Origin of the sequence: Pseudomonas sp. GM60 (assembly GCF_000282415.1) — a bacterium.
GTDB classification, from domain to species: domain Bacteria; phylum Pseudomonadota; class Gammaproteobacteria; order Pseudomonadales; family Pseudomonadaceae; genus Aquipseudomonas; species Aquipseudomonas migulae.
Window position 1 is genome coordinate 22,096 of sequence record NZ_AKJI01000169.1, and the last position, 15,194, is coordinate 37,289.

Below are 15,194 nucleotides of genomic sequence, written 5' to 3' on the forward strand. Positions count from 1 at the left end.
CAGCTTGAGGCCGGCTAAATCCGCGAATGGATTTTTCAGACCCGCAGTGAGGACATCCATGCGCCAACCCGATATCGAGATTTACCTGAAAGACGCCGACGTCGACCACAAGGCCGTATCCGCCTGGCTCGGCGCGGCTCTGGGCCCGTGCACCGATTGGGTACAGAAAGGTCAGACCTACAAGTGCAAGGCCGGCAACGTGCCAGTGACCTGGCTGCCGAAAGCGGTAGGAAAATGGAACAGCCTGTACCTGGAAAGCGACCAGACCCCGTGGGAAGACGACATCGCCTGCGCCCGCGCCGCGTTTGCCGCGCTGAACGTAGAAGTACGTTGTGCGCCGGGCAGTTGGGTCGAGGAAGAAGGTGAAGAGACAGCGGATCGCTGGATGCGCATCAGCGCCGATGGCGAAGAAGAGATCACCTGGAAAACTGCTTAAAAGCAGTAAACCAACCCTGTAGGAGCGAGCCTGCTCGCGATGGTCGCCAACGATAACGCGCCAATTCCGGGAAAGCGCGGTGTCCTTGAGTTCTTCGCGAGCAGGCTCGCTCCTACAGTGGGTTTTGGGTGATCTGGAGGGTGGTTTTACAGCCCCACCACATCCTCAGCCTGCAAACCCTTCTCCCCCGTCACAACGCCGTACTCGACCTGCTGGCCTTCAGTCAGCGAACGATGCCCCTCACCGCGAATCGCGCGGTAATGCACAAACACGTCCACCCCGTCCTCGCGCTGGATGAAGCCGTAGCCCTTGGCGTCGTTGAACCACTTCACGTTGCCGGTTTCGCGTGTTGCCATTTGTTCATACTCCCTTTTTATTATTGATCGGGCTTTTCGCAGGAAAGCCTCGGGAACGTCAGCCTGCGCATACCGGTCCCATGAGGGTGACGGCGACAGTGCGCCGAGTATATGTCAGACATTTAATCTCTCAATAGCACTTTGATTGCCGCTTTTTTGCCGATTTTCAGTGAATCCGGCACACTATCGACCGCCCGAGCAAACGCTCGGTTTATTCCACTCATGCAGAAGCCGTATGACCCGTTCCCCGTTCCGCCGTCTTGTGTTTGGCACCCTGCGCCGACTGCTCTATCTCTGGGTTCGCTCGGAGACGATCAATCAGTCGTCGTTCACCCTCAACCTCGACCGCAGCCGTCCGGTGTTCTACGTCCTGCAAAACCCTTCGCTGACCGACCTCGCCGTGGTCGACACCGAATGCAGCAAGGCGGGCCTGCCGCGCCCGGTGCTGCCGGTGTCTGTCGGCAATCTGCTGGAACCCGCCGCGTTCTTTTACCTGACACCGGAGCCCGACTGGCTCGGGCGTCAGGACAAACGCGGCGCGCCACCGACCCTGACCCGACTGGTCAGCGCCCTGAGCCAGAACGCTGCCGAAGACGCGCAGATCATTCCGGTCAGCGTGTTCTGGGGCCAGTCGCCGGACAGCGAATCGAGTCCATGGAAGCTGCTGTTCGCCGATAGCTGGGCAGTTACCGGGCGCCTGCGCCGCTTGCTGAGCATCATCGTGCTGGGGCGCAAGACCCGCGTGCAATTCTCCGCGCCGATCCACCTGCGTGAACTGATCGAGCACAACAAGGGCCACGAGCGCACCGTGCGCATGGCCCAACGGATTCTGCGGGTGCATTTCCGCAACCTCAAAGCCGCGGTGATCGGCCCGGACATTTCCCACCGTCGCAACTTGGTCAAAGGCCTGCTCAACCAGCCGCTGGTCAAGCAAGCGATCCTCGACGAAGCCGAACGCGGGAATATCTCCCCGGAGAAAGCCAAGGCCCAGGCCCTGCGCTACGGCAACGAGATCGCCTCGGACTACACCTACACCGCGATCCGCTTCATGGAAGTGGTGCTGAGCTGGTTCTGGAACAAGATCTACGACGGCATCAAGGTCAACAATATCGAAGGCGTGCAGAAGGTCGCACCGGGTTACGAAGTGATCTATGTGCCGTGCCACCGCAGCCACATCGACTATCTGCTGCTGTCCTATCTGCTGTTTCGCAACGGCCTGACCCCGCCGCACATCGCCGCCGGGATCAACCTCAACATGCCGGGGATCGGTGGCCTGCTGCGTCGCGGCGGTGCGTTCTTCATGCGCCGTACCTTCAAGGGCAACCCGCTGTACACCTCGGTGTTCAACGAATACCTGCACACCCTGTTCACCAAAGGTTTTCCGGTCGAGTATTTCGTCGAGGGCGGCCGCTCGCGCACCGGGCGCATGTTGCAACCGAAAACCGGGATGCTGGCGATCACCTTGCGCAGCTTCCTGCGCTCCTCGCGCATGCCGATCGTGTTCGTGCCGGTGTACATCGGTTATGAACGCGTGCTGGAAGGCCGGACTTACCTTGGCGAACTGCGTGGCGCGAGCAAGAAGAAAGAATCGATCTTCGACATCTTCAAAGTCATCGGCGCCCTGAAGCAGCGTTTCGGCCAGGTGGCGGTGAACTTCGGCGAGCCGATCAAACTGGCGGAATTCCTCGACAGCGAACAGCCAGACTGGCGTCAACAGGAACTCGGCCCGCAGTTCAAACCGGCCTGGCTCAACGAAACCACCAACCGCCTCGGCGAGAAAGTGGCGCAGCACCTGAACGAAGCGGCAGCGATCAACCCGGTCAACCTCGTGGCGTTGGCATTGCTGTCCACCAGTCGTTTGGCACTGGACGATCGCGCCATGGCGCGGGTGCTGGATCTGTATCTGGCGCTGCTGCGCAAGGTTCCGTACTCGCCGCACACTACGCTGCCGGAAGGTGACGGCCGTGCACTGATCGAGCATGTGAAGGACATGGACCTGCTGTCCGAGCAAAGCGATGCGCTGGGCAAAATCCTCTATCTGGATGAGCAAAACGCCGTCCTGATGACTTACTACCGCAACAACGTGCTGCACATTTTCGCGTTGCCGGCGTTGCTCGCGAGTTTCTTCCAGAGTGCGTCGCGCATGAGCCGCGAGCAGATCCTGCGCTACACCCGCGCACTGTATCCGTACCTGCAATCGGAGCTGTTCATTCGCTGGTCGCTGGACGAACTGGATGCCGTGATCGATCAATGGCTCGAAGCGTTCGTCGAGCAAGGTCTGCTGCGTTTCGAGAACGACGTTTACCTGCGTCCGGCACCAAGCTCGCGACATTTCGTGTTGCTGACGCTGCTGTCGAAGAGCATCGCCCAGACCTTGCAGCGCTTCTACATGACGGTTTCGCTGCTGCTCAACAGCGGCCAGAACAGCATCAGCGCCGAAGAACTGGAAGACCTGTGCACGGTCATGGCCCAGCGCCTGTCGATCCTGCATGGACTGAACGCGCCGGAATTTTTCGACAAGAGCCTGTTCCGCCACTTCATCCAGACGATGCTCGACCTCGAAGTGCTCAAGCGCGACGAGGCCGGCAAGCTGAGCTATCACGAACTGCTCGGCGAACTGGCCGAAGGTGCGGCGAAACGGGTGTTGTCGGCGGAGATCCGCTTGTCGATCCGTCAGGTGGCGTTGCATCGCAGTGAAGATGCGGCGGATCTGGTCGCCACACAGCCCGAGAACTAACGCAAAACCCTGTAGGAGCGAGCCTGCTCGCGAAAATGGTTCAGTCACCTCATCGCTGACTGACACACCGCAATCGCCGGCAAGCCGGTCTCACTCCTACATTAGATTGGAGATATTCGATGAAAAAACTCTCTCTATTGGCCATCGCCGCTTTGCTCGGAGCCTGCCAGTCCATGCAACCCGGCGCCAAAACCAGCCTCGATGGCGAAGTCTTCTACCTGCAACGCATCGCCCTGCCGCCGACTGCCACCCTGAGCGTCAGCTTGCAGGACGTATCGCTGGCCGACGCTCCTGCCGTGGTGCTCGACGAGCAGAAAGGCCCGGTCAAAGGCCAGGTGCCACTGCCGTTCCATCTGAGTTACGATCCAGCCCAGGTCAAACCCGGCCATCGTTATTCCGTCAGCGCGCGAATCGAAGTGAATGGCCAGCTGATGTTCATCACCACCGAACATCACGCCGTGCAACTGAATGGCAGCGACCCACAGCCATTGAAAATTCGCGTCGACGCCGTCCGTTAATTCTTTTTTTGAACAAGGAAGCCGCCATGTTCCGCCCTACCCTTCGCTTTGCCGGCCTGTGTGCAGGTTTGATGATTTCCGCCAGTGCCATGGCGCTGTCGCTCAGTGACTTGTCGCAAAAGGACGCTACCGGCGGCCTCAAGGATGCCCTGACCCAAGGCGCGCAACTGGCCGTGAAACAACTCGGTACACCGGGCGGCTTCAGTAACAACCCGGACGTGAAGATCGAACTGCCGGGCAAACTGGGCAAGGTCGCCAGCAAAATGAAACAGTTCGGCATGGGCGATCAGGTCGATCAGCTGGAAACCAGCATGAACAAAGCGGCGGAAACGGCCGTGGTCCAGGCTCAGCCGATCCTCGTGGATGCCGTGAAGAAGATGACGGTCGAAGATGCCAAGGGCATTCTCAGCGGCGGTAATGACTCCGCCACGCAATACCTGAACAAAACCAGCCGCGAACAGATCCGCGCCAAGTTCCTGCCGATCGTCAAACAAGCCACCGACCAGGTTGGCCTGGCCAAGCAGTACAACTCGTTCGCCGGACAAGCCGCGACCATGGGCGTAGTGGATGCGAAAAGCGCCAACATCGAAAGCTACGTGACCGAGCAGGCCCTGAACGGTTTGTTCGAGATGATCGGCAAACAGGAAGAAACCATTCGCCAGAACCCTGCGGCGGCGGCGACCAGTTTGGCGAAGAAGGTGTTTGGTTCGCTCTAAGCCTTAGTACAAGGCTCTGTGGGAGCAGGCATGCTCCCACACTGATTCAGGCCGATACAGGCCGTAGGAAAAACACCCACTCCCGCCCCACCTTCCTCTTCTCAAACACCTTCAAATCCGCCAGCCCGTTCAGGGTCGCCGACGCGGTGTTGTAAGAGCAGTTCAGGTTTTCCTTCACATTAACTGCCGTAAATTCCTTGGCCATCCCGCTCTTGGCCACCTGGAATACGGCACGCTGCTTCTCGGTCAATTGCTCAAAAAAACCGGACGCCAACAACCAGCGATCAAAGCTGTCGGCGTACGCCAGACTTTTCCGATACGCCTTGGTGAAACCACTGACAGCACGCAAGACGACCGAACACTGGAAATCAATGAAGTACGTCAAGTCGAGGTCATCAGCTTCAGTGTTCAGATAAGAGCGCCCGTACTTCACCGGCGCATTGCGCAACAAAATGCTGATCGCAATGTAACGAAAGGCAGAGAAGTCACTCTTGAACATGTACCAGTAGAACAACGCCCGCGCGACCCGCCCATTCCCATCACGGAAAGGATGCTCATAGCCCAAGGCAAAATGCAGCGCGATGCCTTTGATCAGTGGGTGAAGGTATTCCACGTGCTCAGGATCGTTGTGCGACTGGTTGATCCACTTCGCCAGCAACTGCAATCGTGACATCACCCCCGCTGCAGGAGGGGGCGTATGAACGGTGTTGCCTTCGCCATCCTGCACCACCACGTCATCGTTGCCCCTGAACTCCCCTGGCGAGTATTGCGCATCATCAATGCCTTCGACGCCAACCCGGTGCATGTCCAAAATCAGCGCGACACTCAGGGGTTCATAACGTTTCTCCCAGGCGAAGTTCATCATTTTGAAATTGCCGATCACCATTCGCTCATCCGGCGTGCGCGGCCGGCGCTTGCGCTTGAGCATGTCCTTGGCCACACGTGTGGTCGTCGCTGCACCTTCGAGTTGGCTGCTGCTGATCGCTTCGTCTTCGATCAGATCATTCAACAGATAGCTGAAATGCGCATGCTCGCCGATCTGACTGGTCATAAATTCCAGTGCAGCCGTTGTGGTTTGTCGATCGACGGCGGAAACCGCCTTGTGCGCCAGCGGCGTGAGCATGAAGTTACCCCACTGAACAGGCTCGCCCAGCGGCAAAAGACTTGAGTATTGTGCCGTTCTGGCTTTCTTTACCAGCGCCCAACACAGGTTCGAATCCAGCCCCGGCGCCCAGCGATAACGCAATTCATCGAAGGGAAGATAGCGTCCCTGATCATCCAGCGGTTTGAGCAGGGCGAGGTAATCCGAGAGGCGTTCTTTGTGGGGTGACTTCCCCAAGAGGTCGAACACGGGATCGGTCCGCCCCTTCAGCTTCGGTGGCTTTTTCATTATTGCTGTCTCAAAACCTCATGAAACTGAGGCTTGAGTACAGCATTCAGGTCCCTCTGACTCAATATCAGAGGATTCTGAAATACTTGTAGGAGCGAGCTTGCTCGCGATAAACCGGAGAGCACCGCGCGGTGTCAGGATTGCATCGTCATCGTTGACGATCATCGCGAGCAAGCTCGCTCCTACAGGGGGCAGGCGGGTTCTTTTTTGATGCGGAACCACGCCGCATACAGCGCCGGCAAAAACAGCAACGTCAACGCCGTCGCGACAATCAATCCGCCCATGATCGCCACCGCCATCGGCCCGAAGAACACGCTGCGTGACAGCGGGATCATCGCCAATACGGCGGCGAGCGCGGTCAGCACGATCGGCCGGAAACGACGCACCGTGGCTTCGATAATCGCCTGCCACGGTTTGAGCCCGGCGGCGATGTCCTGCTCGATCTGGTCTACCAGAATCACCGAGTTACGCATGATCATCCCGGACAGCGCGATGGTCCCGAGCATGGCCACGAAACCGAACGGCTCGCGGAACACCATCAGGAACAGGGTCACCCCGATCAATCCCAATGGCGCTGTAAGAAACACCATCACCGTGCGTGAGAAGCTTCGCAGTTGCAGCATCAACAACGTCAGCACCACCACGATGAACAGCGGCACACCGGCCTTCACCGAATTCTGCCCACGGGCGGAATCTTCCACGGTGCCGCCGACTTCCAGCAAGTAGCCGTCAGGCAGTTCCGCGCGGATCGGATCGAGCGTCGGCATGATCTGCTGCACCAGCGTCGCCGGTTGTTCCTTGCCATAGATATCGGCGCGGACCGTCACGTTCGGCAAGCGGTTGCGGTGCCAGATGATGCCTTCTTCAAAGCCGTATTCCAGCGTCGCGATCTGCGACAACGCCACGCTGCGACCGTTGTCGGTCGGCACCGCCAGGCTCGGCAGCAACGACAGTTCTGTGCGCTCATGCAACGTGCCGCGCAGCAGGATTTCGATCAACTCGTTGTCTTCGCGGTACTGACTGACGCTAGAACCGGTAAGCGAGCTTTGCAGAAACTTCGACAGGTTCGCGGTGCTTACGCCGAGCGCGCGGGCGCGGTCCTGATCGACGTTCAGATAAACCACTTTGCTCGGTTCTTCCCAGTCCAGGTGGACGTTGGCCACATGGGGATTCTCACGAACCTTGGCCGCCACTTTTCGAGCCAGGGCGCGGACGTCCTCGATGTGTTCGCCGGTGACCCGGAACTGCACCGGATAGCCGACTGGCGGGCCGTTCTCCAGACGCGTCACCCGCGAACGCAGGGCCGGGAATTGCTCGTTGAGGGTTTCGATCAGCCAGGTGCGCAGGGTCTCGCGGTCCTCGATGGTCTTGGCCAGGACGACAAACTGGGCGAAGCTCGCCGCAGGAAGTTGCTGATCCAGCGGCAGGTAAAAGCGCGGCGAACCGGTACCGACGTAGGCCACGTAATTATCGATGCCGGCGTGATCCTTCAGTAAACCTTCAAGGCGTTTAACCTCGTCGGCGGTGTTGCTCAGCGAAGCGCCTTCGGCCAGTTTCAGATCGACCATCAACTCCAGTCGTCCCGAGGCCGGGAAGAACTGCTGCGGTACAAAACGGAACAACACGATGGAGGCGATAAACAACACCACTGTCAGCGTGATCACCGTTTTGCGCCAGCGCACGCACCATTCCACCAGGCGTCGGACACGTTCATAAAAAGGCGTGGCGTACGGATCAGGCTGACCAATGCCGTGTTTCGCTGCATGAATCTTCGCCAGGTCCGGCAGGAGCTTTTCCCCCAGATACGGCACGAAAACCACGGCGGCAATCCACGACGCCAGCAGCGCGATGGTCACTACCTGGAAGATCGAACGCGTGTACTCGCCAGTGCCCGATTGCGCAGTGGCAATCGGCAGGAAGCCGGCGGCCGTGATCAGCGTGCCGGTGAGCATCGGGAACGCGGTGCTGGTCCAGGCGTAACTCGCGGCTTTGATCCGGTCAAAGCCCTGCTCCATTTTGATCGCCATCATTTCCACGGCGATGATCGCGTCGTCCACCAGCAAGCCCAACGCCAGCACCAGCGCGCCAAGGGAAATCTTGTGCAGGCCGATGCCCAGGTAATACATGCAGGCGAAGGTCATCGCCAACACCAGCGGAATCGCCAGCGCCACCACCATGCCGGTGCGTACGCCGAGGGAGAAGAAGCTCACCAACAGGACGATGGCCAGGGCTTCCACCAACACTTGGACAAACTCACCGACACCGGTTTTCACCGCGGCGGGTTGATCGGAAACCTTGCGCAGCTGCATGCCGGCCGGAAGGTTTTTCTGGATCCTGGCGAACTCGATTTCCAGCGCCTTGCCCAGCACCAGAATGTCGCCGCCGTCCTTCATCGCCACGGCCAGACCTATGGCGTCTTCGGCCATAAAGCGCATGCGCGGCGCCGGAGGATCGTTGAAGCCACGACGCACGTCCGCGACGTCGGAGATACGGAACGTGCGATCACCGACGCGAATCGGGAAGTTCCTGATCTCTTCGACCGTCTGAAAATTCCCCGAAACCCGTAGCTGCAATCGCTCACTGGTGGTTTCAAAGAAACCGGCCGTGGACATCGCGTTCTGCTCTTCAAGCGCCTGCTGCACTGCCGCCAACGGCAAACCGAGGGTGGCGAGTTTGACGTTGGAGAGTTCGATCCAGACCTTCTCGTCCTGCAACCCGAGCAGGTCGACCTTGCCCACATCCTTGACCCGTTGCAGCTGAATCTGGATGCGGTCGGCGTAGTCCTTGAGCACCGCGTAATCAAAACCGTCGCCGGTCAGCGCGTAGATGTTGCCGAAGGTGGTGCCGAATTCATCGTTGAAGAACGGGCCCTGAATGCCCGGTGGCAAGGTATGACGAATGTCGCCAATCTTCTTGCGGACCTGATACCAGAGATCCGGAATCTCCACCGAGTGCATGGAGTCACGCGCAACGAACGTCACCTGGGATTCACCCGGCCGAGAGAACGACACGATGCGCTCGTACTCGCCGGTTTCCATCAGCTTCTTTTCAATGCGTTCACTGACCTGGCGCGACACTTCCTCGGCGGTGGCCCCCGGCCAGTTAGTGCGGATCACCATGGCCTTGAAGGTGAACGGCGGGTCTTCGCTCTGGCCCAGCTTGGTGTAGGAAAGTGCGCCGACGATGGCCAGCAACAGCATCAGGAACAGTACGATCTGGCGATTACGCAGCGCCCATTCGGAAAGATTGAAACCCATCAGGGATTACTCCTTGCCCGCTAGATTGACCACGCGGTTGGAGCGATCCACCGGGCGCACTTGCTGCCCGTCGTGAAGCACATGCACACCGGCCGCCACCACCCAGTCACTGGCGTTCAGGCCTTCGAGCACCGGCACGGTTTTCTCGCCGAACGGGCCGACCCGGACCGGCGCTTTCTTCAGGGTGTTGTTGACGCTGAGCACCCAAACGTAAGTGGCACCGTTTTCGGCGGTAACCGCCGAGAGTGGCACCGACAGCGCCACGACGTCGGCAGTCTGGATAAACACCCGGGCGCTCTGGCCAAGCTCGGCCGGAACCTTGCCGGCGGTAAACGCAATGCGGGCGGCGAAGGTGCGGGACTTTGGATCAGCGGCGGGCGACAACTCACGGATGCGCCCGGCAAAACGCTGGTCAGGTTGTGTCCAGAGTTCCACAGACACCGGCTGGCCGACCTTGAAACGACCGAAGCTCTGTTCCGGCAGGCTGATCAACACTTCGCGCTCGCCATCGGTGGCGAGGGTAAACACGGTTTGACCGGCGGCGACGACTTGCCCGACTTCCACCGCACGCTTGGCCACCACACCGTCCTGAGGCGCACGCAGCACAGCGTAGCTGGCCTGGTTGGTCGAGACGTTGAATTCGGCCTTGATCTGCTTCAGGCGCGCTTCACCGGATCTGTATAGATTTTCGGAATTGTCGTACTGCGAGCGGCTGACCATCTGACGATCCATCAGAGTCTTGTAGCGATCGCGCTCGGCACGTACGAGATTGAGATTGGCTTCGGCCGCCGCGACCTGAGCGCGGGTGGCCTCCAGTTGCAGGCGGACGTCCTGGGGATCGAGTTCGGCCAGCGGTTGATCGGCCTTGACCCGCTGTCCTTCTTCGACCAGTCGTCGGCTGACTTTGCCGCCAATGCGAAACGCCAGATCCGGCTCGTAGCGAGCACGGACTTCACCGGGATAGCTTTCCATCGCCTGTGTCGAAGGCTCTGGCTGCACCACCATGGCCGGTCGGACGGTGACTTGCGGTGCCTCTTCGTGACCACACGCAGACAATAAAAGCGCCAGACTGACTGGCAATGCGAGGGGCAAGGCATAGCGGAACATGGTGAAGGACCTTTCGCTAATGGTGCTTGGAATAATTATACTGAGCAGTATGTTATTAATAGCAAACTCACCAGTCCAGTATTAAAAGCGAATAATGCCGAACAACTTTTCAGCACCCAATGGTCCGGGCCGCCCCAAGGATCTGGCCAAACGCCAGGCAATCCTCGATGCGGCGAAAATCCTGTTCCTGAGCAATGGCTATGCGAGCACCAGCATGGACGCCGTCGCGGCTGAAGCTGGCGTGTCGAAGCTGACTGTCTACAGTCATTTCAACGACAAGGAGACGCTGTTCTCCGCCGCCGTTGTCGCCAAATGCGAAGAGCAATTGCCTACGCTGTTTTTCGAATTGCCTGACGGCATTTCAGTGGAAACGGTGCTGTTGAATATCGCGCGCGGCTTTCATCACCTGATCAACAGCGATGAATCGGTGAACCTGCACCGGTTGATGATGACGCTGGGTAGCCAGGACCCGAAACTCTCGCAGATCTTCTTCGAGGCCGGGCCAGAGCGCATGCTGCATGGCATGGAACGGCTGCTGACCAAGGTTGATCAGAGCGGTGTGTTGAGCCTCGACAAGCCACGTAACGCTGCCGAGCATTTCTTTTGCCTGCTCAAGGGCGCGGGGAATTTTCGGTTGTTGTATGGCTGTGGCGAGCCGTTGACCGGGGATGCGGCGGAGGAACATGTGCGGGAAGTGGTGGAGTTGTTTATGCGGGCTTATCGACCCGAGACAGCCTGATAATTATTGGTTGTCTGGTTTGGCCTCTTCGCGGGCAAGCCTCGCTCCTACAGGGGCCGCGGTGCTTTTGTAGGAGCGAGGCTTGCCCGCGAAGGGGGCGACGCGGTCTTAAGGCTTGAGCGCCTTCTTCGGATAAATGTCATACCGACTGGATTTCCCGTCCAGCGCATGACTCGGCTTCGGCCCGGCAATGCACGGTGCCTTGCGCGGACGCTTCACCACCACCCGGTGGCTGGCCAATGCCAACGCCGCTTCGAGCAACGCCGGCGCATCCGGGTCATCCCCCACCAACGGCCGGAACAGGCGCATTTCCTTCTTCACCAGCGCGGTTTTCTCACGATGGGGAAACATCGGGTCGAGGTAGATGACCTGCGGCGGCTCGCCTTCCCAGTTGCGCATGACTTCGATCGAGTTGCCCTTGAGCAATCGCATGCGCGCCACAATCGACGCCACGTCGAAATCTTCCGCGCCGCGTGCCAGGCCATCTTCAAGCAGGGCGCCGATCAGCGGCTGACGTTCGATCAGGCTCATCTCACAACCCAGGCTCGCCAGCACGAATGCGTCCTTGCCCAGCCCCGCCGTGGCGTCCAGCACCCGCGGGCGCACGCCCTGGGCGATGCCGACCGCCTTGGCGATCATCTGGCCGGTGCCACCGCCGAACAAGCGGCGATGGGCGGCGCCACCCTCGACGAAGTCCACCCGCACCGGTCCCGGTGCGTCCGGGCCGAGCTGTTGCAGTTGCAAACCCTGTTCACCCACCTGCAAGGCAAATTCGCCGTCATCGACCTGCAAAGGCAGGCCCAGGCGCTCGGCCCATTGCTCGGCCTGTGGCTGAAAAGCCGTGCCCAGGGCCTCGACATGGATGCGGCAAGCCGCCGGTTGCTCAATCATGGGAAAACACGCTCAAAAAAATTAATGATCGGCAGAAACGGCCGATAACAAAACTAACGAGCATTTTGCCAGAGCTGAGCGTCGACCGAGAGAAATGTCAGACATTCAACGCACATCGATAGGTTACATCTCGCCCCACGGCGATTTTGGCCTGCGAAACTCCCAAGCACTGAGCGGCGTCAGTCACCTGTGGCAGGATTTCTTTGCCCAGGCCCTGGCCGATCAGTCGGGCGATGTCGTGCCGGCGTCTCTCAACTTTCCACCAGTCGATCTCGAAAGCCCGGAAGAACCCACGGTTGGCAGTGAACTGCTGGCGCACATCGTTTCCCAGCGTGAATGCGATGTGAAGGAAACCCAGGTCAAGCCACCCGAGCCGCTGTTCCTGCCGATCGCCGAGTTCGAAATGGACCTGGCCGACAAACCATTCCCACCGTTCCCACCGGAAGAAATCGCTGCCCAGCAAAAGCAGCAGAACTTCGAAAGCGGCTGGGTTCGCCCGATCGTACTGACGGCCGGGCAACCCGTGCCAGAAGCCGGCCCGGCACCGCAACCACGTCCACTGCACCTGCCGATCGCCGAATTCGAAATGGACCTGCTGGACAAGCCATTCCCGCCGTTCCCGCCGGAAGAACTGGCGGAACAACAGAAGAACTTCGATTTCGATATCGGCTGGGCTCGCCCGATCGTGCTGCAGAACCTGCGCATCGCCGCCTGACCCTCAGCGACACCCTCTCCTCACGCAGCCGCATCAGTTTGTAGCGGGTGAGCGATCACCCGCAAAAACGCGTTGTCAGCCTTTGAACAATTGATTGGCCTGTGCGTACGGCATCGACCGCGAGGTAAAGCCGAACGTGCCCGAGGTCTTGATCTCTTCGGCTGCGCGGTAGAATTCGCCAAGCGCTGCCAACGCAAGCGCCGAACCGACGCTGATGCGCTTGACGCCCATTTCGCTCAACTGCTCGACCGTCAGTTTCAACCCGCCGGACATCAACACATTGACCGGTTTCGGCGCCACGGCGCGCACCACCGCCAACACGTCTTCAGCACTGCGCAAACCTGGCGCATAGAGCACGTCGGCGCCCGCTTCGGCGAAGGCCTGCAAGCGGCGAATGGTGTCGTCCAGATCGGGATTGCCATGCAGAAAATTCTCGGCCCGGGCCGTCAGCGTGAACGGGAACGGCAAACTGCGGGCGGCGGCGACGGCGGCTTCGATTCGCGCCACGGCATGCTCAAAGCAGTAAATCGGCGCGCCTGCACGTCCCGTGGCGTCTTCGATCGAACCACCGACAGCGCCTGCTGCAGCGGCTCGCAGAATGCTTTGGGCGCATTCGGCGGGATCGTCGGCAAAACCGTTTTCCAGATCGACCGCAACCGGCAGGTCCGTCGCCGCGACAATCGCCCGAACGTTCGCCAGGGTATCGTCCAGCGTCAGCCCGCCATCGGGTCGCCCCTGAGAAAAGGCAAAACCGGCACTGGTGGTCGCCAGCGCCTCGAAGCCCAGGTTGGCGAGCATTTTCGCCGAGCCGGCGTCCCACGGGTTGGGAATGACAAAAGCCCCGGCGCGTTCATGCAGTGCTTTGAAGGCTTGGGCTCGAAGGGTTTGCGCATCCATTGGCAGGCTCCTGAAAAAGGCAGGGAATCCGCCTCAGAGCAGGCCAAGTTGCTCGGCGGCGGGCTCTCTGTATAGCTCAGGCAGCGGCGGCAAGCCAGGTAAACGCAGCATCAGCTTTGCGTGAAAACGTTGCGCCAGTTTCGCCGCCAGCAGGTTGTCGGCGGTGTGCAGGAAGATATACGGCGTGCGCCCCTCTTCGATCCACAGGGCGATTTTCTCGACCCAGGGCACCAGGAACGGGTCGTTGGCTTCCAGTTGCGGATGGCCAATGAAGCGCACTTGCGGGAATTGCGTGAAGGCCGCCGGACGTGGCGGAACTCTGGGTTTCTTCGATTGGGCGTGGAGCACCGAAGGATCGGTGGACGTGCAGCTGAACAACGCCCGCGGATCGAGGCAGATACGTTCAACACCGCGATCCAGCAGCAGGCGATTGAGCGAACGCTCGGCCTCACCCTTGGCGAAGAAATCGTCATGCCGCACTTCGATGGCCAGCGGCCGGTCCACTGCGTCGATAAAACCCGCCAGCTCGTGCAATCGTTGCGGCGTGAAGCTTTTCGACAACTGTAACCACAGCGGCGACACCCGCTCGCCCAAAGGGCTGAGCAATTGCAGGAAGGTTTCGGTGGCGGTCAATTGTTCGCGCAGGTCACCGCCGTGGCTGATGTCGCCGGGGAATTTGGCGGTGAAGCGAAAGTGTTCGGGCATGGTCTCGGCCCAACGCTGCACGGTGCTGGCAGCCGGGCTCGCGTAGAAGGTCGTATTGCCTTCCACGGCGTTGAATACTTGAGAATACAGATTAAGAAATTCGGAGGTTTTCGCGTCATGCGGATAAAGGTAATCGCGCCAGGCGTTTTCACTCCAGGACGGGCAGCCGAGGTAGTAAGGCAACCGCATCAGATATACAGGTCGAGACCCATCACATCCGAATCCCAATCGACAAAATTGGCGGTGCTGAGGTAGCTGGCCAGGGCCATCGCGACGCTTTTGCTCATGGCGCGGTGGTAAATCATGTCTTGTTGGCGCGCCGGCAGATTGCTCAGGCGCTGCGCGGAGGCTTTGGCAGCGCGGGCGGCCATTTGCTCTTCCGAAGGGAATTCCAGCTCGCCCTCGATATCGACGGAATCGTCCTCAACCACATGCCCTTTGCGAGGCTTGCGCTTGATGGGGTAGGACTGAGAGGAAAGGCCGTCTATGCGCATAAAGTCATGCTCGGTATCAGTGATGGCAGTTTAGTGGCGCATAGCCCACTTCGCAAACCGCCTAGTGATAACTAGAACACAGAATTGCGAAAAGGTTTAAAGGCGGGGGGATAAAACGACGATTGGTGTTGGTCGGGAGACCGCCATCGCTGGCAAGCCAGCTCCTACAAGGTTAGCGATAATCCTGTAGGAGCTGGCTTGCCAGCGATAGGGCCGACTCGGTGCCGGAAATCAAC

Annotated in this window: 14 protein-coding genes; 6 read left to right on the forward strand and 8 right to left on the reverse strand. The window is 59.6% G+C overall.

Features of this window, described 5'->3' with window-relative positions; translation table 11 throughout:
- The first annotated feature begins 58 nt into the window (after positions 1-58).
- Positions 59-436 (forward strand): hypothetical protein, encoded by a 378-nt coding sequence (locus PMI32_RS00835; protein ID WP_008035469.1) that lies wholly within the window; start codon positions 59-61, stop codon positions 434-436.
- 146 nt (positions 437-582) lie between these two features.
- On the opposite strand, the gene PMI32_RS00830 is transcribed toward PMI32_RS00835, so the two are convergent.
- The gene (locus PMI32_RS00830; RefSeq protein WP_008035470.1) at positions 583-792 is read right to left on the reverse strand and encodes a cold-shock protein; all 210 of its coding nucleotides are present in this window, start codon (positions 790-792) and stop codon (positions 583-585) included.
- Positions 793-1,027: 235 nt separating this feature from the next.
- On the opposite strand from PMI32_RS00830, the gene plsB reads away from it, so the two are divergent.
- From plsB to PMI32_RS00815, 3 genes are all read left to right on the forward strand, one after another.
- Entirely contained in the window at positions 1,028-3,529 is a 2,502-nt protein-coding gene (gene plsB, locus PMI32_RS00825; protein WP_008035471.1) for a glycerol-3-phosphate 1-O-acyltransferase PlsB, read from the forward strand.
- Positions 3,530-3,648: 119 nt separating this feature from the next.
- On the forward strand, positions 3,649-4,047 hold the full coding sequence (locus tag PMI32_RS00820; RefSeq protein WP_008035472.1) for a YbaY family lipoprotein: 399 nt from the start codon (positions 3,649-3,651) through the stop codon (positions 4,045-4,047).
- A gap of 26 nt (positions 4,048-4,073) precedes the next feature.
- Positions 4,074-4,763, forward strand: coding sequence for a DUF4197 domain-containing protein (locus tag PMI32_RS00815; RefSeq protein WP_008035473.1), 690 nt, complete (start codon positions 4,074-4,076; stop codon positions 4,761-4,763).
- A 46-nt stretch (positions 4,764-4,809) separates the two neighbouring features.
- Here the strand turns inward: PMI32_RS00815 and PMI32_RS00810 are convergent, their stop codons facing one another.
- The 3 genes from PMI32_RS00810 to PMI32_RS00800 form a co-directional block, all read right to left on the reverse strand.
- Positions 4,810-6,153: a Fic family protein gene (locus PMI32_RS00810; protein ID WP_008035478.1), complete on the reverse strand. Its 1,344-nt coding sequence runs from the start codon at positions 6,151-6,153 to the stop codon at positions 4,810-4,812.
- 182 nt (positions 6,154-6,335) lie between these two features.
- Positions 6,336-9,410: an efflux RND transporter permease subunit gene (locus PMI32_RS00805; RefSeq protein WP_008035480.1), complete on the reverse strand. Its 3,075-nt coding sequence runs from the start codon at positions 9,408-9,410 to the stop codon at positions 6,336-6,338.
- Positions 9,411-9,416: 6 nt separating this feature from the next.
- Complete coding sequence (locus tag PMI32_RS00800) at positions 9,417-10,517, reverse strand: efflux RND transporter periplasmic adaptor subunit (protein ID WP_008035482.1); 1,101 nt, start codon at positions 10,515-10,517, stop codon at positions 9,417-9,419.
- Positions 10,518-10,611: 94 nt separating this feature from the next.
- Here PMI32_RS00800 and PMI32_RS00795 point away from each other — a divergent pair, with 94 nt between their 5' ends.
- The gene (locus PMI32_RS00795; protein ID WP_008035483.1) at positions 10,612-11,256 is read left to right on the forward strand and encodes a TetR/AcrR family transcriptional regulator; all 645 of its coding nucleotides are present in this window, start codon (positions 10,612-10,614) and stop codon (positions 11,254-11,256) included.
- A 108-nt stretch (positions 11,257-11,364) separates the two neighbouring features.
- On the opposite strand, the gene PMI32_RS00790 is transcribed toward PMI32_RS00795, so the two are convergent.
- Positions 11,365-12,147, reverse strand: a complete 783-nt coding sequence (locus PMI32_RS00790; protein WP_008035485.1) for a class I SAM-dependent methyltransferase — start codon at positions 12,145-12,147, stop codon at positions 11,365-11,367.
- Positions 12,148-12,241: 94 nt separating this feature from the next.
- Between PMI32_RS00790 and PMI32_RS00785 the strand changes: the two genes are divergently transcribed.
- Positions 12,242-12,862, forward strand: coding sequence for a hypothetical protein (locus PMI32_RS00785; RefSeq protein ID WP_008035487.1), 621 nt, complete (start codon positions 12,242-12,244; stop codon positions 12,860-12,862).
- Positions 12,863-12,937: 75 nt separating this feature from the next.
- Here PMI32_RS00785 and PMI32_RS00780 read toward each other — a convergent pair whose 3' ends face one another.
- The 3 genes from PMI32_RS00780 to PMI32_RS00770 are packed head-to-tail and all read right to left on the reverse strand — an operon-like array spanning position 12,938 to position 14,958.
- A complete protein-coding gene (locus tag PMI32_RS00780) occupies positions 12,938-13,759 on the reverse strand; it encodes an isocitrate lyase/PEP mutase family protein (RefSeq protein ID WP_008035489.1) in 822 nt (273 codons plus the stop codon).
- Between the two features lie 33 nt (positions 13,760-13,792).
- Positions 13,793-14,653, reverse strand: a complete 861-nt coding sequence (locus PMI32_RS00775) for a DUF72 domain-containing protein (protein WP_008035497.1) — start codon at positions 14,651-14,653, stop codon at positions 13,793-13,795.
- Complete coding sequence (locus tag PMI32_RS00770) at positions 14,653-14,958, reverse strand: hypothetical protein (RefSeq protein ID WP_008035498.1); 306 nt, start codon at positions 14,956-14,958, stop codon at positions 14,653-14,655. Before PMI32_RS00770 ends, PMI32_RS00775 begins: the two co-directional genes overlap by 1 nt.
- Positions 14,959-15,194 lie beyond the last annotated feature (236 nt).

What these genes read in the sequence shown, in the direction of transcription:
- plsB (WP_008035471.1), top strand. Translation starts at nt 1,028, where the DNA reads ATGACCCGTTCCCCGTTCCGCCGTCTTGTGTTTGGCACCCTGCGCCGA.
- PMI32_RS00810 (WP_008035478.1), bottom strand. Translation starts at nt 6,153, where the DNA reads ATGAAAAAGCCACCGAAGCTGAAGGGGCGGACCGATCCCGTGTTCGAC.
- PMI32_RS00795 (WP_008035483.1), top strand. Translation starts at nt 10,612, where the DNA reads ATGCCGAACAACTTTTCAGCACCCAATGGTCCGGGCCGCCCCAAGGAT.
- PMI32_RS00790 (WP_008035485.1), bottom strand. Translation starts at nt 12,147, where the DNA reads ATGATTGAGCAACCGGCGGCTTGCCGCATCCATGTCGAGGCCCTGGGC.
- PMI32_RS00835 (WP_008035469.1), top strand. Translation starts at nt 59, where the DNA reads ATGCGCCAACCCGATATCGAGATTTACCTGAAAGACGCCGACGTCGAC.
- PMI32_RS00805 (WP_008035480.1), bottom strand. Translation starts at nt 9,410, where the DNA reads ATGGGTTTCAATCTTTCCGAATGGGCGCTGCGTAATCGCCAGATCGTA.
- PMI32_RS00770 (WP_008035498.1), bottom strand. Translation starts at nt 14,958, where the DNA reads ATGCGCATAGACGGCCTTTCCTCTCAGTCCTACCCCATCAAGCGCAAG.
- PMI32_RS00785 (WP_008035487.1), top strand. Translation starts at nt 12,242, where the DNA reads ATGTCAGACATTCAACGCACATCGATAGGTTACATCTCGCCCCACGGC.
- PMI32_RS00820 (WP_008035472.1), top strand. Translation starts at nt 3,649, where the DNA reads ATGAAAAAACTCTCTCTATTGGCCATCGCCGCTTTGCTCGGAGCCTGC.
- PMI32_RS00815 (WP_008035473.1), top strand. Translation starts at nt 4,074, where the DNA reads ATGTTCCGCCCTACCCTTCGCTTTGCCGGCCTGTGTGCAGGTTTGATG.
- PMI32_RS00800 (WP_008035482.1), bottom strand. Translation starts at nt 10,517, where the DNA reads ATGTTCCGCTATGCCTTGCCCCTCGCATTGCCAGTCAGTCTGGCGCTT.
- PMI32_RS00775 (WP_008035497.1), bottom strand. Translation starts at nt 14,653, where the DNA reads ATGCGGTTGCCTTACTACCTCGGCTGCCCGTCCTGGAGTGAAAACGCC.
- PMI32_RS00830 (WP_008035470.1), bottom strand. Translation starts at nt 792, where the DNA reads ATGGCAACACGCGAAACCGGCAACGTGAAGTGGTTCAACGACGCCAAG.
- PMI32_RS00780 (WP_008035489.1), bottom strand. Translation starts at nt 13,759, where the DNA reads ATGGATGCGCAAACCCTTCGAGCCCAAGCCTTCAAAGCACTGCATGAA.